The organism is Paraburkholderia aromaticivorans (genome assembly GCF_002278075.1).
GTDB classification, from domain to species: Bacteria; Pseudomonadota; Gammaproteobacteria; order Burkholderiales; family Burkholderiaceae; genus Paraburkholderia; species Paraburkholderia aromaticivorans.
Map to the genome: position 1 here is coordinate 1811718 of NZ_CP022989.1, position 17386 is coordinate 1829103.

Annotated in this window: 16 protein-coding genes and 1 riboswitch; of the genes, 7 read left to right on the top strand and 9 right to left on the bottom strand. The window is 63.6% G+C overall.

The genetic code is table 11. The features are described from left to right. Positions 1 to 2 precede the first annotated feature (2 nt). The 3 genes from CJU94_RS08330 (at position 3) to ribB (ending at position 3224) form a co-directional block, all read left to right on the top strand. Positions 3 to 1169 carry an MFS transporter gene (locus tag CJU94_RS08330; RefSeq protein WP_095418280.1) on the top strand — a complete coding sequence of 389 codons (1167 nt, stop codon included), beginning with the start codon at positions 3 to 5 and terminating at the stop codon, positions 1167 to 1169. 188 nt (positions 1170 to 1357) lie between these two features. Beyond that, positions 1358 to 2047, top strand: coding sequence for a helix-turn-helix domain-containing protein (locus tag CJU94_RS08335; protein ID WP_095418281.1), 690 nt, complete (start codon positions 1358 to 1360; stop codon positions 2045 to 2047). A gap of 125 nt (positions 2048 to 2172) precedes the next feature. Next, positions 2173 to 2356: riboswitch (FMN riboswitch) on the top strand. Positions 2357 to 2504: 148 nt separating this feature from the next. After that, entirely contained in the window at positions 2505 to 3224 is a 720-nt protein-coding gene (gene ribB, locus CJU94_RS08340; protein WP_095418282.1) for a 3,4-dihydroxy-2-butanone-4-phosphate synthase, read from the top strand. 100 nt (positions 3225 to 3324) lie between these two features. Here the strand turns inward: ribB and CJU94_RS08345 are convergent, their stop codons facing one another. The 4 genes from CJU94_RS08345 to glpD form a co-directional block, all read right to left on the bottom strand. Beyond that, positions 3325 to 4011: an HAD family hydrolase gene (locus tag CJU94_RS08345; protein WP_095418283.1), complete on the bottom strand. Its 687-nt coding sequence runs from the start codon at positions 4009 to 4011 to the stop codon at positions 3325 to 3327. A gap of 188 nt (positions 4012 to 4199) precedes the next feature. After that, positions 4200 to 4913: an MIP/aquaporin family protein gene (locus tag CJU94_RS08350; protein WP_095418284.1), complete on the bottom strand. Its 714-nt coding sequence runs from the start codon at positions 4911 to 4913 to the stop codon at positions 4200 to 4202. Positions 4914 to 4998: 85 nt separating this feature from the next. Then, on the bottom strand, positions 4999 to 6498 hold the full coding sequence (glpK, locus tag CJU94_RS08355; RefSeq protein WP_095418285.1) for a glycerol kinase GlpK: 1500 nt from the start codon (positions 6496 to 6498) through the stop codon (positions 4999 to 5001). 176 nt (positions 6499 to 6674) lie between these two features. Next, positions 6675 to 8204 (bottom strand): glycerol-3-phosphate dehydrogenase, encoded by a 1530-nt coding sequence (gene glpD / locus CJU94_RS08360; RefSeq protein WP_095418286.1) that lies wholly within the window; start codon positions 8202 to 8204, stop codon positions 6675 to 6677. A 200-nt stretch (positions 8205 to 8404) separates the two neighbouring features. On the opposite strand from glpD, the gene CJU94_RS08365 reads away from it, so the two are divergent. Then, positions 8405 to 8779, top strand: a complete 375-nt coding sequence (locus tag CJU94_RS08365) for a hypothetical protein (RefSeq protein WP_095418287.1) — start codon at positions 8405 to 8407, stop codon at positions 8777 to 8779. Positions 8780 to 8850: 71 nt separating this feature from the next. Here CJU94_RS08365 and CJU94_RS08370 read toward each other — a convergent pair whose 3' ends face one another. From CJU94_RS08370 to CJU94_RS08380, 3 genes are all read right to left on the bottom strand, one after another. Next, positions 8851 to 9477: a TetR/AcrR family transcriptional regulator gene (locus tag CJU94_RS08370; RefSeq protein ID WP_095418288.1), complete on the bottom strand. Its 627-nt coding sequence runs from the start codon at positions 9475 to 9477 to the stop codon at positions 8851 to 8853. Between the two features lie 214 nt (positions 9478 to 9691). Beyond that, positions 9692 to 9889: a hypothetical protein gene (locus CJU94_RS08375; protein ID WP_054034465.1), complete on the bottom strand. Its 198-nt coding sequence runs from the start codon at positions 9887 to 9889 to the stop codon at positions 9692 to 9694. A gap of 305 nt (positions 9890 to 10194) precedes the next feature. Then, complete coding sequence (locus CJU94_RS08380; RefSeq protein ID WP_095418289.1) at positions 10195 to 10974, bottom strand: DeoR/GlpR family DNA-binding transcription regulator; 780 nt, start codon at positions 10972 to 10974, stop codon at positions 10195 to 10197. A gap of 357 nt (positions 10975 to 11331) precedes the next feature. On the opposite strand from CJU94_RS08380, the gene ggt reads away from it, so the two are divergent. The 3 genes from ggt to CJU94_RS08395 all read left to right on the top strand — a co-directional run bounded on the left by ggt (position 11332) and on the right by CJU94_RS08395 (position 14835). After that, the gene (ggt, locus tag CJU94_RS08385; protein WP_095418290.1) at positions 11332 to 12969 is read left to right on the top strand and encodes a gamma-glutamyltransferase; all 1638 of its coding nucleotides are present in this window, start codon (positions 11332 to 11334) and stop codon (positions 12967 to 12969) included. A 400-nt stretch (positions 12970 to 13369) separates the two neighbouring features. Next, positions 13370 to 14197, top strand: a complete 828-nt coding sequence (locus CJU94_RS08390) for a ferritin-like domain-containing protein (RefSeq protein ID WP_095420262.1) — start codon at positions 13370 to 13372, stop codon at positions 14195 to 14197. A 113-nt stretch (positions 14198 to 14310) separates the two neighbouring features. Then, positions 14311 to 14835, top strand: coding sequence for a hypothetical protein (locus CJU94_RS08395; RefSeq protein WP_095420263.1), 525 nt, complete (start codon positions 14311 to 14313; stop codon positions 14833 to 14835). Between the two features lie 152 nt (positions 14836 to 14987). Here CJU94_RS08395 and CJU94_RS08400 read toward each other — a convergent pair whose 3' ends face one another. Both CJU94_RS08400 and trhA read right to left on the bottom strand, forming a co-directional pair. After that, positions 14988 to 16544 (bottom strand): DEAD/DEAH box helicase, encoded by a 1557-nt coding sequence (locus tag CJU94_RS08400; RefSeq protein WP_095418291.1) that lies wholly within the window; start codon positions 16542 to 16544, stop codon positions 14988 to 14990. A 213-nt stretch (positions 16545 to 16757) separates the two neighbouring features. Then, positions 16758 to 17378 carry a PAQR family membrane homeostasis protein TrhA gene (gene trhA, locus CJU94_RS08405; protein ID WP_095418292.1) on the bottom strand — a complete coding sequence of 207 codons (621 nt, stop codon included), beginning with the start codon at positions 17376 to 17378 and terminating at the stop codon, positions 16758 to 16760. Positions 17379 to 17386: the final 8 nt, after the last annotated feature.

The window sequence follows — 17386 nt, forward strand, 5'->3', positions numbered from 1 at the left end:
AAATGCCCCTTCCATTACTCGCGCTGGCAATCAGCGCATTCGCGATCGGCACGACCGAGTTCGTCATCATGGGCTTGCTGCCCGAGGTCGCGCACGATCTGGCCGTGTCGATTCCGTCGGCCGGCTTGCTGGTGAGCGGCTACGCGCTCGGCGTCGCGGTCGGCGCGCCGCTGCTCGCTGTGGTGACCAGCAAGATGCCGCGCAAGCTGGCGTTGCAGTTGCTCATGGGCGTGTTCGTCGTCGGCAATACGCTGTGCGCGATCGCGTCGAGCTATTCGGTGCTCATGATCGCCCGGGTGGTGACCTCGTTCGCGCATGGTTCGTTCTTCGGCATCGGCGCGGTGGTTGCGGCCTCGCTCGTGCCCGCGGAAAAGCGTGCGAGCGCGATTGCGCTGATGTTCACCGGCCTCACGCTGGCGAACGTGCTGGGCGTGCCGTTCGGCACGTTCATCGGCCAGGAGTTCGGCTGGCGCGCGGCGTTCTGGATCGTCAGCGGGTTCGGTGCGCTGTCGCTCGCGGGCATAACGGCGCTGCTGCCGAATCGTCACGACGCCGGCCCGGTCGGTCTCGGACATGAAGTGCGCGTGTTGAAGGACCCGCAAGTCTGGACCGCGCTCGCGATGACGGTGCTCGGCTTCGGCGGCGTGTTCGTCGTGTTCACCTATATCGCGCCGATTCTCGAACAGGTGAGCGGCTTCTCGCCGCGCGGCGTCACGCTGATCCTGGTGCTGTTCGGCGTGGGCCTGACGATCGGCAATACGGTGGGCGGCAAGCTGGCGGACCGCGCATTGATGCCGTCGCTGATGGGCATTCTGGTCGCGCTCGCGGTGGTGATGGCGATCTTCGCGCGCACCAGTCACTCGCAAGTGGCGGCGGCGATCACCATTTTCGTGTGGGGCATCGCGGCCTTCGCGACGGTGCCGCCTTTGCAGATGCGCGTGGTCGAAAAGGCGGCGGCCGCGCCGAATCTGGCTTCGACCTTGAACATCGGCGCGTTCAACGTCGGCAATGCGGGCGGCGCGTGGCTCGGCGGTCTCGTGATCAATCACGGCCATGCGCTCGATACCCTGCCGTGGGTCGCGGCCGCGGTCAGCGTGGCGGCGTTGCTGCTCACATGGTTCGCGGCACGTATGGATGCGCCGGCATCGAGCGTGGCTCAGAGCGCGTGAAGATGGGCTGGCCGGCGAGCCGGCCGTGCGGACGCCCTTATGAATATTTCGCACAAGCATTGCGGAAAACGTCCTCCGCAATGCTGATAACAGTGTGAAGATAACTTCGTTGGGCGCGGCGGGACGCAATGCTATCGTGCTTGCACTAACCGCTTGCCCGCCGTCCGGCGGCGCTTCTGGAGGCAATCATGCATTCCCCGCTTGCGCTGGTTCGCGATCCCACGGCTGACACCGATGCGTCGCCGCGTGCCGCAGAACCCTTCGATGCACTGGAACATCTGGTCGGCGTGAATCTCGCCCGTTTGCGCGCCGAACGGCAACTGTCGCTCGACGCGCTGGCCCGCGCGTCCGGCGTCTCGCGCGCAATGCTCGCACAGATCGAGTCGGCGCGCAGCGTGCCGTCCATCAAGGTGCTGTGCAAGGTGGCCGCCGCGTTGAAGGTGTCGGTGGCGGCTTTCCTGCGCCGTCACGCCACCAACGGCTTCGAGCATTTGCCGGCGGAGCGCTCCTCGCGTGTCGTCAGTTCGAACGGGCGCTATTCGGCCCGGCCGCTTTATCCGGACGCCGAGCCGACCGCCGCCGAGTTTCACGAATTGCGTATCGCGCCGTTGCACACCGAAGCCGGCACACGCCGCGCGCCGGGCACAACGGTGAATCTGGTGGTGAGCGAAGGCACGCTGGAAGTCAGCGTGCACGATCAACGCCAGTTGCTGGCCACCGGCGACGCGATCGTGTTCGATGCCGACCAGCCGCATAGCCTGCGCAATCCCGGCGATACGGAAGCGCGCGCGTTTCGCGTGACGCTGAAGGCGGAGACCCCGCCGCGCTGGGACGTGCCCGCGCACACCGAAACGGCCCGCGAGGCCGCGCCGGTTTGAGCGATGTTCGCGGACTTCACCGACGCGTGAGCCCGGAATCCGCGATGTCCGTCTGACCAGTAGGGTTGCGCTGCATGGGCGGCGCGACTGTTGTATGCTTTGCCAGCCGGTCGATCCGGCAATCAGTGCGTCTTCAGGGCGGGGTGAAATTCCCCACCGGCGGTATGCCGGCAACGCGAGAGCGTGAGCCGGTGAGCCCGCGAGCGCCCGTATAGTGCGGTCTTCCGAACCGGAAAAACCGACACGGGGTCAGCAGATCTGGTGAGAAGCCAGAGCCGACGGTTAGAGTCCGGATGGAAGAAGATGTGCAGATAGTCATGTTCGTTTCCGTGGCGCCGCCTGCAATTTCCGGGCGTTGCGCGAACGCTGCCCCGCGCAGCGCTCAACGGCGCGTCTTTGTCTGTTTGCAATGCCCTGAAACGTTTTTCGCCCAACTTTTGCGATGAGCGTTTCAACTATGTCTTTTGCTACTTTTCCTGCTCCGTCGACGATTGCGGACAGCGCATTCCTCGATCTTCCCCTGCTCGACACCGAAGCCGTTCCGCCGCGTATCGCCGCCGCCTTGCAAGCCATGCGCGATGGCCGCGCGGTCGTGCTGCAGGACGACCACGACCGCGAGAACGAAGCCGATCTGATCGTTTCCGCCGAGCGTCTGTCCGTCGAAACCATGGCGTTGCTGATTCGCGAATGCAGCGGCATCGTGTGCCTGTGCCTGCCCGACGAAAAAATCCGCGCGCTCGAACTGCCGCCCATGGCGGTCAATAACGAAAGCCGTCACGGCACCGCGTTCACGGTTTCGATCGAAGCGCGCGAGGGCGTGACCACCGGCGTGTCCGCGCTCGATCGCGTGACCACGATTCGCGCCGCGATTGCCGACACGGCGAGGCCCGCCGACATCGTGCGCCCGGGCCATGTGTTCCCGCTGCGCGCGCAGCCCGGCGGCGTGCTCGCGCGGCGCGGCCACACCGAAGGCACGGTGGATCTGGCGATTCTCGCGGGTCTGAAGCCGGCCGGCGTGCTGTGCGAACTGATGAATCCGGACGGTACGATGACGCGCGGCGCGGACGTCGAGCGCTTCGCCGCGCAACACAATCTGCCGATGCTGACCATCGCCGAGCTGGTGGAGTTTCGTCAGGCGCTGGCGCAGGCGCGCGAATGCGTGGCTGACGAGGCTTGATGCGCGAGGCGTGCGCGCGCAAGATGAGGCGCGCTCTCGCATTTGGCGTTGACACGAAAAAAGCCGGCTGAACAGCCGGCTTTCCTATTGCCGCGAACCGTTACGACTGCACGTCGCCAAACTCGCCGCGTACGCCGGCTTCGACCAGCGCGGGCAATTCATCCATGTGCTGCATGATGCGTGTCATGCCCATCTTGCGCAGCGCGTCCGCATAGCCATCGGGAATGTGGCTCGCGCCGACGAAAGCGATCGTTTTCATACCCGCCGCGCGCGCGGCATTCAAACCCGCCACGCTGTCTTCCACCACGACGCATCGTGACGGGTCCACGCCCAGTGTGTTCGCGGCAAACAGATATACGTCGGGATAAGGCTTCGGGCGGGCCACCTGTTCCGCGCTGAAAATGCGTTCGCCGAAAATCTGCTGCAAACCCGCGCGCCGCACCGACGCATTCACGCGCGTCATGCGGCTGTTCGAGACCACGGCGGCCGGCAGGGCGACGCGTTGCAAGGCATCGCGCACGCCGTTGATCGGGCTGAGCGAGGCCGCGAGCGCGAGTTCGACGTTGTGTTCGACGGTGTCGAAGAAATTCGCGGGAAGCGCGATGTCGAACGACTTTTCGATGCTTTCGAGAAAGCGAGACGTTTGCTGGCCAAAGGCCGTTTTGACGATGGGTTCGAAGTCGAGGCCGGGAAACGCGGCGCTCAGCGTTTCGAGCAATACCCGGTCAGCGATGATTTCGCTGTCGACGAGCACGCCGTCGCAGTCACAGATGAGGTGGTCGATCATGCCTGAAAACGGAAAGCAGAGCGCATGGGCGAGCCGATCGCAAGCTCATGCGCGGAGAGTGAAAGCGTCATGATACGTGCTTTGGCGCCGCCTGCGCGGCGCCGCCGCTTTCCGTCAAGCCTCGGGCGCGTCCTCGACGTTCACTTGCGGTGAGTGTTGCCGAGATGAATCCCGCATCGGCTGCGAGATCAGTGCGCGTGCAGATACAGATACAGACACGCCGCCGCCGCGCCGCCCAACAGCGGACCGCAAACCGGAATCCACGCATAGTGCCAGTCGCTATCGCGCTTGCCCGGAATCGGCAGCAGCGCGTGCATCAGACGCGGCGACAGGTCGCGCGCGGGGCTCATCGCATAGCCGGTCGGGCCACCGAGCGAGATGCCAATGCCGAGCACCAGCAGGCCGACCGGCAGCGCGTCGAGCGCGCCGAGGCCGACTTGCGGCGAGGCCAGGTACAGCACGCCGAGAATCAGCACGAACGTGGCGATCATTTCGGTGAGCAGGTTATGCGGCACGCTGCGAATCGCCGGCGCGGTGCAGAACACGCCGAGCTTCACGTCGGCGTCGCCTTCTTTCGCGAAGTGCTGGCGATAAGCGATCCACACGAGCAGCGCGCCGGCCATGCCGCCGAGCATTTGCGCGGCCACATAGCCCGGCACTTTGGCCCACGCGAACTTGCCGGCCAACGCGAGGCTGATGGTCACGACCGGATTCAGGTGAGCGCCGCTGAACGACGCGGTGACGTAGACGGCAATGAACACGGCCATTGCCCAGCCCATCACGATCACGATCAGGTCCGCGCCTTTGCCTTTGGTGCGCGCGAGCAGCACGTTGGCGACGGCGCCGTCGCCGAGCAGCACCACGAGCGCCGTGCCGATGAATTCCGCGATGTAAGGATGCATCGTTGGTTATCCGAAATATAGTTGTCGGGGAAGCCGCGGGATGAGCGGCTTCTTTATGTCGATAGCGGTGAGTCGAGAAAAGCGCTCAGGGCGTATCGGCCCAGGCTTTCGCGGCGCGGATCGCGCGCTTCCAGCCGTCGAGGCATGCCTTGACGTCGGCGTGCGGCAGGGCAGGCGTGAAGCGGCGGTCCAGCTTCCACTGGCTTTGCAGCTCGTCGACATCTTTCCAGTAACCCACCGCGAGACCGGCCAGATAAGCCGCGCCCAATGCGGTCGTTTCCGACACCTTGGGACGCACGGCGTCGACGCCGAGAATGTCCGCCTGGAATTGCATCAGCAGATTGTTCGCGCAGGCGCCGCCGTCCACCCGCAATTCGCCGATGCGAATGCCGGAGTCGGCTTCCATCGCTTTCAACACGTCGAGCGATTGATAGGCGATCGAATCGAGCGCGGCGCGCGCGATGTGCGCCGAAGTCGTGCCGCGTGTCACGCCGAACAGCGTGCCGCGAGCGCGCGCATTCCAGTGCGGGGCGCCGAGGCCGGCGAAGGCGGGCACCAGATAGACGCCGTCGCAATGCGGCACGCTGCGCGCCAGCGTTTCGATTTCAGCGGCGTTCTTGATGATGCCGAGGCCGTCGCGCAGCCATTGCACCACGGCGCCGCCAATGAAGATGCTGCCTTCCAGCGCGTAATTGATCTGGTCGCCGATCTGCCAGGCAATCGTGGTGACGAGATTGTTCTTCGATTCGATCGGCTTGTCGCCGGTGTTCATCACGAGGAAGCAGCCCGTGCCGTAGGTGTTCTTCACCATGCCCGACTCCGTGCACATCTGGCCGAAGAGCGCGGCATGCTGATCGCCGGCGATGCCCGCGAGCGGAATTTTCGAAGCGAACACGGTGGTCTTGGTCGGTCCGTACACTTCCGACGAAGCCCGCACTTCCGGCAGCATGTTGCGCGGAATGTCGAGCGCTTCGAGCAGCTCGTCGTCCCACTTCAGCGAGTGGATGTTGAACAGCATGGTGCGCGACGCATTGGTCACGTCGGTGACGTGCAGGCCGCCCTTGGTGAAATTCCACACCAGCCAGCTGTCGACGGTGCCGAACGCCAGGCGTCCCTGTCTGGCTTTTTCGCGCGCGCCTTCGACGTTGTCGAGAATCCAGCGGATCTTGGTGGCCGAGAAGTACGAGTCGATCGGCAAGCCGGTTTTCGCGCGGACTTTTTCTTCGAGGCCCTGCTCCTTGAGCTGGTCGCAGAAGTCGGCGGTGCGGCGGTCCTGCCAGACGATCGCGTTATAGATCGGGTGGCCGGTTTCGCGATCCCACACGATGGTGGTCTCGCGTTGATTGGTGATGCCGATCGCGGCGATCGAGGTGCCGTTCATGCCGGCGCGCGTCACGGCTTCGGCGGCGACGCCGGCCTGGGTCGACCAGATTTCCTGCGGGTCGTGCTCGACCCAGCCCGGACGCGGGTAGATTTGCTGGAATTCCTTCTGCGCGGTCGACACGATATTGCCGAGCCGGTCGAACAGCATCGCGCGCGAGCTGGTGGTGCCTTGGTCAAGCGCGAGGATGTACTGATCCTGCATTGTCTCTTCTCCATGCGTTTTATGAATCGCCGGACGGGTAACCGGCGACGGGAACGGCTTGTTGTTTTAAGCGGGCTGCAACAGTGAGTCACAGTGCGTCCCGGCTTGGTCCAGCCGAGGGGTGAATCGATTCGCTTCGTTCAGATGCCGTGGGCGCGCTGCGTGGCGAGGTCTGACTATGCGCCCTGTCGCGCGGGTTCGCGGGCAAACCATGTGTCGATATCGTGCGTGATCGAATCGAGCGTGCCCGGTTCGACGTGCAAGCCGAGTTTCGAACGGCGCCACAGTACGTCTTGCGCGCTGCGCGCCCATTCGGTGTCGCGCAGGTAAGTCAGTTCCGCTTCGTACAGACCGGGCGCGAAGGCGCGGCCGAGATCGGCCACCGAACGCGCGTTGCCGATGACATGCCTGACGCGTGTGCCGTAGGCGCGGGCAAGGCGGTGCGCCAGATCGGCCGGCAGCCAGGCATGCTGCTGCTTGAATTCGCTCAGAAAGCGCGCGAAGTTGGCGTCCGGAATATCGCCGCCAGGCAACGGCGCACCGGCCGTCCATGAAGACGCGCCGTGGTGGAGGGCGAGCGCGAGTTTGTCCACGGCTTCTTCCGCCAGTTTGCGGAACGTGGTGATCTTGCCGCCGAACACCGACAGCAACGGCGCTTCACCGGCAGGCGCGTCGAGTTCGAGGGAGTAGTCGCGCGTGACCGCCGACGGATTGTCCGCGCCTTCTTCCTCGAGCAGCGGACGTACGCCGGAATAGGTCCAACGCACGTCGGCCGGCGAGATCTTCTGCTTGAAATAGCGATTGATGGAATCGCACAGGTACTGCGTTTCTTCCGCGTTGATCGCCACTTGCGACGGGTCGCCGCGATATTCGAGATCCGTCGTGCCGATCAGCGTGTAATCGTGTTCGTACGGAATCGCGAAGATGATGCGCTTGTCCGGATTCTGGAAGATATACGCGTGGTCGTGTTCGAACAGTCGCCGTGTGACGATGTGGCTGCCTTTGACGAGCCGCACGCTGTGCGACGCCGCGCGGCCCAGCGCGCCTTGCAACAGTTCGCCGACCCACGGGCCCGCCGCGTTCGCAATCGATGCGGCGCGCACGTCGAGAATCGTGCCGTCGTCGCGCTTGAGTTGCGCGCGCCATTCGCCGCCCGCGCGCACGGCGCTCAGCAGTTTCGTGCGCGTGAGGATGTTTGCGCCGCGCTCCCTGGCATCCAGTGCGTTGAGTACGACCAGACGCGCGTCGTTGACCCAGCCATCCGAGTACACAAAGCCGCGTTTGATCGAATCGACCAGCGGTGCGCCCGCCGGGTGGTTGCGCATCACAATGCCGCGCGAGCCGGGCAGCAGTTCGCGTTTGGCGAGATGGTCGTACAGGAAGAGACCGGCGCGGATCAGCCAGGCCGGGCGCAGATCGGGCATGTGCGGCATCACGAAGCGCAGCGGCCACATGATGTGCGGCGCGGCGCGCAGCAGCGTCTCGCGCTCCTGCAGCGCTTTGCGCACCAGCCCGAACTCGCGATATTCCAGGTAGCGCAGGCCGCCATGAATCAGCTTGGTGCTGGCCGACGACGTATGTGCCGCCAGATCGTCCTGTTCGCACAGCAGCACCGACAGGCCGCGGCCCGCCGCATCGCGAGCGATGCCGGCGCCATTGATCCCGCCGCCCACGACGAGCAAATCGTATCTTGAGCCTTGCGTCACCTGCTGTGTCCCCTGAATCGATCTGAAAAGTCGTTTGGAAAATCTATCGAATCGATAGTGTTCGTTTTCGAACTTTAATGAACATATTCGAAAAAGTAAAGTTCGGATCATTGGGCCGTCCGTCTAACGGTTGTTCGGGTAGTGGCGTAACGCGCGGCCACGGACGATACTCTCGGCAGCAGCCATTTCGAGGTGAATTCATGCGTGGACTTTTGATGATCGGCGCCGCTGCGGTTCTCGCAGGGTGCGTCAGCTCGCCGAGCCTGACTGGAACGATGGGCGCCCCGTCGTTCGTTTCGTTGCAGCAGATGTGCAGTGCCCAGACGGTCGACTACGGCAACGACGCGCAAGGCGTCTACGCGGCCATGTTCGACGCGTACGTGGCGAACCGGCATGGCAAGTTGTCGAAGGAAGATTTCTGCGCGTTCCAGACGGCGATCGCGCAGCGTTACGCGAGCGAGGGCGCGAGCACCGATCCGCAAATGCGTAATCAGTGGGTGACGTTCTTCACCGATCAGCGAGCCAGGGCGTTGAGTTGGCGCGCGGCCGTCGATCCGACCTTGCGCAACGGCTGAGCCTGACACGCGCGGCTTCGTGCCGGTGACGTTTATCGCCGGTGACTGAACGGAGTGGCGAGTGGTAAGCGCTAGCCGCGCTGCGGCTGCGCGCCGCGCCATAACATGCGGCGAATCTGCGCGAACACGGCTTCGCGCGTCGGCGTATTGTGGCCGGCGGGCTGTTGCGCCTGCGGCAACGGCAGCTGGTTGGCCAGCGCCAGCATCGTAAAGCCATGAAGACTCGCCCAATACGCGTAGCCGATCAGCTGTGGGTCGCCTTCCAGAACGCCGGCGGCGACGAGCCGCTCGAAATGCGAGCCGAGCATGCGCCACGCGCGCTGTGACGCGGCGGCGAGTTCCGGGTAGACGCTGTCGCGCTGGGTGAGATCGAACATCAAGCGGTAGGCGTGCGGTTCGTCGAGTGCGAAAGCGACGTAGGCTTCGCTCACCTTCGAGTGATCCGTTTGCGGCGCGACTTGGGCTGCCGCTTCGAGGCGCGCGGCGAAGCGGTTGAACGCAGCCGCACGCACCATCGCAAGGATCTCGTCCTTGTCGCGGAAGTAGCGATAGGGCGTCATCGCGCTACACCCCAATTCCCTGGCCAATTCGCGCATCGTCACGCCCTCTGCGCCGCGTGTGGCGAACGCATTCTCGGCCACGCGCCGCATGGCCTCGCGGAATTGCTGGATGTCGTCGGGGGAGAGCGTTTTGGGCATGCGCGAAGGCAGAAAGTCCGTCGCGTCAATTTACTGCGTAAATGATTCGGGCACAACAAAGCGGACGCCGGGCGGCGTCCTGCTTTTTTCACACGAAGAATATCGAGGCAGTCTCACCGAAGCGCGGCGCATCCGTGCATCACCGCGACGGACATCGACTGCCCGGCGGCGAACACACGGTTAGAAGCGGTAAAACCCGGTGAGACCCGCAAAACTAGGAAAATCGCTTGATGGCCCGCAATGCGCTGTCGCCAGTTTCGGTTACGCGCCATTGTTCGTTGCCCGACGCGAGCCGTTCGAGTTGCACGAGCTGGCGTTCCAGCAAGGCGTCGAGTTCTTCTCGCTCCATGTCGACTTGATTGGGAGCGTCCTTGACGAGCAACAACGTGGCGAATTCATGCGGACTCAGCATCGTTCTCTCCATGTCAAGCAAACGCGGACGGCCTTGCCGGCGACTGGCTCAAGCCAGTGAAGTCCGCAAAGGTTCAGGCGGGAGGTTCGGCTAATACGACAGTTTCACGCAACCGGGCGACGCGCAACGCGCAATGCACGCCGGGGAACTGGAGTGTAGTCAACCGCACGTTAAACACCAAAGCGACCCCAGTAAATTTTTCCTTTGACAATTGCGCGCCTTAGCGGCGGTTGGGAGCGGCGGTCAGTTCCTTGATTTCACTCGAAGTTTTGCGTGCGCTGCAACATGGCGGAGAACGCCTGGCTCTACCCGGCGACATACACCTGGCAGTTGGCGGCGGTGAGCGTCTCGATCATCCCGGCGGGCGGCGCCATATCGGTAAACAGCGCGTCGATCTGATCGAGATGCCCCTGGCGGACCAGCGCGGGCCGGCCGAATTTCGAGTTGTCGGCAGCGAGGAAAACGGTGCGCGCGTGCTGGATGATCGCCTCGGCCACGCGCACTTCGCGCGTGTCGAAATCGCGCAGCGTGCCGTCCGTTTCGATGCTCGAGGTGCCGATGATCGCGAAGTCCACCTTGAACTGCCGGATGAAGTCGATCGCCAGTTCGCCGACGATCCCTTTGTCCCACGGTCTCACGATGCCGCCCGTCACCAGCACCTCGCAATCCGGATAGCCGCTCATCATGCTGGCGACGTTCAGGTTGTTGGTGATCACGCGCAGGCCGCGATGTCGATTGAGCGCGCGAGCCACTTCTTCGGTGGTGGTGCCGAGGTTGATGAAGAGCGAAGCCTGGTCGGGAATGTGAGTGGCCACTAGCGCCGCAATGCGCCGTTTCTCTTCATGGAACATGCGCTGACGCGCCGTGTAGGAGACGTTTTCGGAACTGGTCGGCAGACTCGCGCCGCCGTGATAGCGGCGTAGCAGATTCATGTCGGCGAGCCAGTTGACGTCGCGGCGGATCGTCTGCGGCGTCACGTCGAAGTGGGCCGCGAGGTCATCCACGGTCACGAAGCCGTCGCGTTGCACCCACTCCAGCAGTTCCTGTTGCCGGGCGTTGAGAGTCAGGCGGGGGTCTCGGGTCATGTGTCTCGGTTCGTGGGATTTTTGTCCGCGTTGCCCGCCGCGGGCGCGCGAGGCACGGCCGGTAAGCGGGTGATGCGTGAATGTGGGGTGAGCGTATTGTAAGACCATCGCGGGTGTTGTCCGCCGACTCGTGCGACATGCATAAGATATGAGACGACCGTGCCGCGCTCTATTCGGGATCATTCAGGCTGTCTGCGCATTTATTCATTTGATAAATGAATTTGTTTTTTGGGTCGAATCACGATGCAATCCGAGGCTCGGCGTTTGACTCGCGCTTGACCGGCGTTCACCGTATTCGCCCTGTTTCCACTGGCTCCGCGCTCCCCACGCCGGGCCGCGTTTCCAAGAGTGTTCGACATGACTGGCTTCAACTGGCAAAACCCTTATCCGACGCCGCGCCTGCCCGTATTCGCGCGCAACATCGTTTCCACGTCGCATCCTCTCGCGGCGCAAGCCGGGCTGCGCATGCTGTGGAAGGGCGGCAATGCCGTCGATGCGGCCATCGCGGCGGCGGCCGCCATCACGGTGGTCGAGCCGGTCTCGTGCGGGCTGGGTGGCGATGCGTTCGCGCTGGTGTGGGACGGCAAGAAGTTGCATGGACTGAACGCGTCCGGTGTCGCGCCCGCCGCATGGAGTGTCGATTACTTCAAGCGCAAATACGGCGAAGAAAACGGTCTCGCCAGGCAGCCCACGCGTGGCTGGGACGCGGTGACGGTGCCGGGCGTGATCGCCGGCTGGGAGGCGCTGCACCAGAAATTCGGCACGCTGCCGTTCGCCGACCTGATGGAGCCGGCCATCGAGATTGCCGAGCGCGGTCATGCGGTGGCGAGCATCGTCGCCCATAAATGGGCGGCGGCCGTGCCTGAACTGAAGGACCTGCCGGGCTTCGCGCAAACCTTCATGCCGCGCGGCCGCGCGCCGGAAGTGAGTGAGCTGGTGCGCTTTCCGGGCCACGCGAAGACGCTGCGCAAGCTGGCCGAGCAGGGCCCGCGCGCGTACTACGAGGGCGAGATCGCCGAACAGATCGCCGCCTTTTCGCGCGAATGCGGCGGCGCGCTCACGATTGACGACCTGCGCAGCTACCGCGCGGATTGGGTCGAGCCGATCGGCAAGGACTATCGCGGCTACACGGTGCACGAGATTCCGCCGAACGGGCAGGGCATTGCGGCGCTGATCGCGCTGGGCATCCTCGAAAAATTCGACGTGAAGGAGCTGGCGGTCGACACCGTCGAGTCGCAGCACTTGCAGATCGAAGCGATGAAGCTGGCGTTCGCCGACGTCTACCGCTACGTCGCCGATCCGCGTTCAATGGAAGTCACGCCCGCGCAGATGCTCGACGACGCGTACCTGACCTCTCGCGCCAGACTGATCGATCATAAGCGCGCCACGCAATTCGCCTTCGGCATGCCGAAGGCGGGCGGCACCATCTATATGTCGGTAGCCGACGAGCGCGGCATGATGGTGAGCTTCATCCAGTCGAACTACATGGGCTTCGGCTCGGGCATCGTGGTGCCCGAGAGCGGCATTGCCATGCAGAACCGCGGTTGCGGTTTCTCGATGGATCCGAAGTCGCCGAACGTGGTGGAAGGCGGCAAGCGGCCGTTCCACACCATCATTCCGTCGTTCCTCACGCAACGGGTGAATGGCCAGCAGGAAGCCGTGATGAGCTTCGGCGTGATGGGTGGCGACATGCAGCCGCAAGGGCATCTGCAATCGATCGTGCGGATGCTCGACTACGGCCAGCAACCGCAGGCCGCGTGCGACGCGCCGCGTTGGAAGGTCAATCGCGATTTCACGATCGACATCGAGTCGACGCTCGATCCGAGCACCGCCGAAGCCTTGCAGAAGCACGGCCACACGATCAAGTCGGTCGACGATCCGTACATGGACTTCGGCTCCGGCCAGTACATCTGGAAGCTCGATCGCGACGATCCGGAGCGCGGCTATGTGGCGGCGAGCGACACCCGCCGGGACGGACTCGCCGCAGGGTTCTGAAAGCCTTCACGCGCGAGCCGGCCGCCTGACGAGGCGGTGCTGCGCTGCGTGCGAATGCGTTCGCGCGAGGTGTCCTGATGTGCCGCCGCTAGTCCGGCCGGCCCGGTTCGGCGAGACTTTGTCGCACACACGAGCCAGCTCTCCGGGCTGGCTTTTTTGCGTCCTGTGCGCGGCGCTTTGTCCGACCGAATGTTTCGACTATGCGGAGGTTGGAACTGCAACGGCTCGGCATGGTCTGTGCTGGGTTATCTGCAGAGTTGCGAAACACCGGCTAAGATGCAAGATACAAGGGGTTAACTCTAATTCAAGGCGCTGTATCTGACACGGCGGGCCGCTCGGGCGAGAGCGGGCTGTTTCGAGCATGCTCCACGAGTCGATACAGTTTTCGGAGCAAGACACGATGCACACAGAGCTGAACCATGTCATGCCCTGGCGGATCGAGGATATCGACCTCACCCGCATTGATCGGCAAAAGGCCGTTGCTAACGAAGATTTGCTGTTGCTGCTCTGCGCGTCTTCGTTTATTGAAAGCGGATCCGATCTGTACACCAGCAATTTGAGCACGTTTTTTAACGGCGATCCCGAAGTCTCGGCCTGGCTCAATCAGGAGTGGGAGCCGGAAGAGTTGCAGCACGGCCGCGCGCTCAAGACGTATATCGCTTACGTGTGGCCCGAATTCGACTGGGACACGGCATTTCGCAATTTCATGGAAGAGTACTCGCTGACCTGTTCCGTGGAAGACTTCGAAAAGACCCGCGCGCTCGAAATGGTCGCGCGCTGCGTGGTGGAGACCGGCACCGCAACGTTGTATCGCGCGATTGGCGAATGCTCGGACGAGCCCGTGCTCAAGCAGATCACCGACAACATCCGCACCGACGAAGTCCGCCACTACAAGCACTTTTTCAAGTATTTCAAGAAGTACAACAAGATTGAAGGCAACGGACGGCTCGCCGTTCTGGGTGCGCTGATGCGCCGCGTGATGGAGATCAAGAATGAAGACTCCGAAATCGCGTTGCGGCATGTCTTCGCGGTTCGTTATCCGGAGCGCGTGCACGACTCCGCCTATAACCGCGAACGCGCGGCGCGCATCAACGCGCTGGTGCGGCGCAATCTGTCGGCCGACATGTGCGTGAAGATGCTGCTCAAGCCGCTTGATCTGCCGGCGAGGATTCAGCCGGGCGTGCATTACCCGCTAGCCAAGATCACGCAGCACGTGTTCTTCCGCTGATCGCCTTGGGGTCGATGTCCGGCGTTGCAATGGCCCGAATGGCCCGCGCGTGCGGGCCATTTGCTTTTCAAGGCATGATGCGTGATTGACCAACTTCCAACCGGGTCGACATGATGAGCGATTCCTCCGCCCCCGAACGTCCTCTTGAACACCACGTGTTCGATGAATGGCCCGATGCCGTGCGCGCGTTGTTCGACGGCTCGTCGCTGGCTAGCAAGACAGGTTTCACGGCGTCGCTGCTGAGTGTCGATACGAATGGCCATGTGCGTACGTCGCTGCTCGGTGTCGGCGAGTTGTACGCGCCCGATTCGCGCACGCTATGCATCGCGCTGTGGCCGCAGGCGAGGGCGACACGCGCCATTGCGCAAAGCGGCCGGGCGGCGCTTACCTTTGTCTGCGACGAGGCGTTCTATCAGGTGCAGTTGCTGATGACTCCGCTAGCGAGCGTCGCCGGCGATGCCAGTGGGCTCGTGTATCTGCACGGGTCGATCGATACGGCCGAGGCGCAAAGCGTCCGCTATGCGCGCCTGACGAGCGGCATTACGTTTGCTCTGGAAGGGGAGGGGGAAGCAGTGCTCGACCGATGGGAACGGCAGATCGAGCACCTGAAGCAAGCTGCGGCGGCTGCCGGTCGCTAGTCGTTTATCGCGCGGTGATGGCGGCCGGCGAGCCGGCCGCGTGGGAACTCAGTGTAGAGGCTCAACGCAGAAGCTCAACGCAGAAGCTCAACGCAGAAGCTCAACGCAGAGACTCAACGCAGAGACTCAACACAGAGACTCAACACAAACCCTCAACGGCCGCGCTGGCCGCTACGCGTGGGCTGGCCACCGCGCGGCGCGTCGTTGCGCGGCTTCGCGCCACCCAGCAACGCACCCGGATTGCCGCCTTGCGGCTTCGCGGCCTGCGCCTTGCGTGGCGCATGCTGCGCGGCGCTGCCTTCATGCGCGACGGCGCGTGGCCGGTCGTCGTGGCGCTGACCGTCACGACGCGGCTGGCCGCCGTTGCCGGCCGGCTTCGCACCCTGCGGCTTCGGCTGCTGTTGACCGTTCGACGGCCGTTGACCCGAACGCTGCGCCGGCTTCGCGGCGCCTTCGCCATCACGCCGAGCACCGTCACGCTTCGGTGCGCCTTGACCCTGACGCGGCGAACGACCGCCACCACCACCCTGGCCACGACGCAGAATCGGCTCCGGCTTCGCAGTCGGGTCCGGCTCGAAACCGGCCACCACTTCCTGCGGCACCGGACGCTTGATCAGCTTCTCGATGTCCTTCAGCAATTGCAGTTCGTCGACGCACACCAGCGAGATCGCTTCGCCCGTCGCACCTGCGCGGCCCGTGCGGCCGATGCGGTGCACGTAGTCTTCCGGCACGTTCGGCAGATCGTAGTTCACCACGTGCGGCAACTGATCGATATCGATGCCGCGCGCGGCGATGTCGGTCGCGACCAGCACCTGCAGCGTGCCGTCCTTGAACTCGGCGAGCGCGCGGGTGCGGGCGGACTGGCTCTTGTTGCCGTGAATGGCCAACGCGCTGATGCCGTCTTTGGTCAACTGCTCGGCAAGGCGGTTGGCGCCATGCTTGGTGCGTGTGAACACCAGCACCTGGAACCAGTTGTATTGCTTGATCAGATGCGTGAGCAGTTCGCGCTTCTTGTCGCGATCCACCGGGTGAATCTTCTGCGCGACCGTTTCCGCCGTGGTGTTGCGGCGTGCGACTTCGATCAGTGCCGGCGAGTCGAGCAGATTGTCCGCGAGCGTCTTGATCTCGTCGGAGAAAGTGGCCGAGAACAGCAGGTTCTGACGCTTCGGCGGCAGCTTGGCCAGCACGCGCTTGATGTCGTGGATGAAGCCCATGTCGAGCATGCGGTCGGCTTCGTCGAGCACGAGAATCTCGAGATGCGACAGGTCGATGGTCTTCTGCTGCATGTGGTCGAGCAGACGGCCCGGCGTCGCGACGACGATGTCCACGCCGCTGCGCAACGCGCCGATCTGCGGGTTGATGCCGACGCCGCCGAACATCACGGTCGACTTCAGCTTCAGATACTTGCCGTAGGCGCGCACGCTTTCTTCGACCTGTGCGGCCAGTTCACGCGTGGGCGTGAGGATCAGCGCGCGTACGACGCGCTTGCCCGAGCCGGTTGCAGCGGCGGGCATGGAGTTAAGACGCTGCAGGATGGGCAACGTGAAGCCGGCGGTCTTGCCGGTGCCGGTTTGTGCGCCGGCCAGCAGGTCGCCGCCGTTGAGCACGGCGGGAATCGCTTGCGTCTGGATCGGAGTCGGCGTGGTGTAGCCAAGTTCGTGGACAGCGCGGACCAACGGTTCGGACAAGCCGAGAGAATCAAAAGACATAAAAGCTCTTTGCAATGCAGTTTCGCGAACGGCACACATGGGCCCACGCAGGCATCAACGCGGCATGAACACACCGCATGGCGTGTTCGAGGCCGAAGCCCAGTTCCCGGTCGCAGAGAAATCGGCGGCACGCGGGAAACGCGTGCCGAATGCTTCAACGCGCTATGAAGACACGTTGACTGGCCTTAAGTTGCATTTCGCCGCCGTGGGGTGTCACGCGACGTAGCGCGCGACACTGACGAATTGACACAGACTGCCCGCCAGTACGAACAGGTGCCAGATACCATGTCCGTGCCGGATGCGCTCGTCGTTGATGAAGAAGTAGATGCCGGCGCTGTAGATGACTCCGCCGGCCACGAGCCAGGCGGTACCCGCTGCCGGTAAGGCTTGCACCAGCGGGCGGACGGCAACGAGCGCGAGCCATCCCATCAACACATACAACACCATCGAAACGCTGCGGGTGCGTCGCCCGAGCGTCAGTTCCTGCACGATGCCAAGAGCGGCAAGCCCCCAGCTTACGCCAAATAGCGACCAGCCCCACGGTCCGCGCAAGGTAACCAGCGTGAACGGAGTGTAACTGCCGGCGATCAGCAGGTAGATCGCCGAATGGTCGCATTTCTGCAGAACGGCTTTCACGCGCGGACTGCGCACGCTGTGGTAAAGCGTGGAGATAGCATACAGCACGAACAGCATTGCGCCGTACACGCTGAAGCTGACGACCTTGTATGCGTCGCCGTCGAGCGCGCCCATCGTGACGAGCGTCGCAAGACCCGCCGCCGACAGCACGGCGCCGACGAGGTGGGTAATGCTGTTGAAACGCTCACCGACATGCACGACTCTTT

Coding starts and splice junctions, on each gene's coding strand:
- CJU94_RS08330 (WP_095418280.1), top strand. CDS start 3: ATGCCCCTTCCATTACTCGCGCTGGCAATCAGCGCATTCGCGATCGGC.
- CJU94_RS08335 (WP_095418281.1), top strand. CDS start 1,358: ATGCATTCCCCGCTTGCGCTGGTTCGCGATCCCACGGCTGACACCGAT.
- ribB (WP_095418282.1), top strand. CDS start 2,505: ATGTCTTTTGCTACTTTTCCTGCTCCGTCGACGATTGCGGACAGCGCA.
- CJU94_RS08345 (WP_095418283.1), bottom strand. CDS start 4,011: ATGATCGACCACCTCATCTGTGACTGCGACGGCGTGCTCGTCGACAGC.
- CJU94_RS08350 (WP_095418284.1), bottom strand. CDS start 4,913: ATGCATCCTTACATCGCGGAATTCATCGGCACGGCGCTCGTGGTGCTG.
- glpK (WP_095418285.1), bottom strand. CDS start 6,498: ATGCAGGATCAGTACATCCTCGCGCTTGACCAAGGCACCACCAGCTCG.
- CJU94_RS08365 (WP_095418287.1), top strand. CDS start 8,405: ATGCGTGGACTTTTGATGATCGGCGCCGCTGCGGTTCTCGCAGGGTGC.
- CJU94_RS08370 (WP_095418288.1), bottom strand. CDS start 9,477: ATGCCCAAAACGCTCTCCCCCGACGACATCCAGCAATTCCGCGAGGCC.
- CJU94_RS08375 (WP_054034465.1), bottom strand. CDS start 9,889: ATGCTGAGTCCGCATGAATTCGCCACGTTGTTGCTCGTCAAGGACGCT.
- CJU94_RS08380 (WP_095418289.1), bottom strand. CDS start 10,974: ATGACCCGAGACCCCCGCCTGACTCTCAACGCCCGGCAACAGGAACTG.
- ggt (WP_095418290.1), top strand. CDS start 11,332: ATGACTGGCTTCAACTGGCAAAACCCTTATCCGACGCCGCGCCTGCCC.
- CJU94_RS08390 (WP_095420262.1), top strand. CDS start 13,370: ATGCACACAGAGCTGAACCATGTCATGCCCTGGCGGATCGAGGATATC.
- CJU94_RS08395 (WP_095420263.1), top strand. CDS start 14,311: ATGAGCGATTCCTCCGCCCCCGAACGTCCTCTTGAACACCACGTGTTC.
- CJU94_RS08400 (WP_095418291.1), bottom strand. CDS start 16,544: ATGTCTTTTGATTCTCTCGGCTTGTCCGAACCGTTGGTCCGCGCTGTC.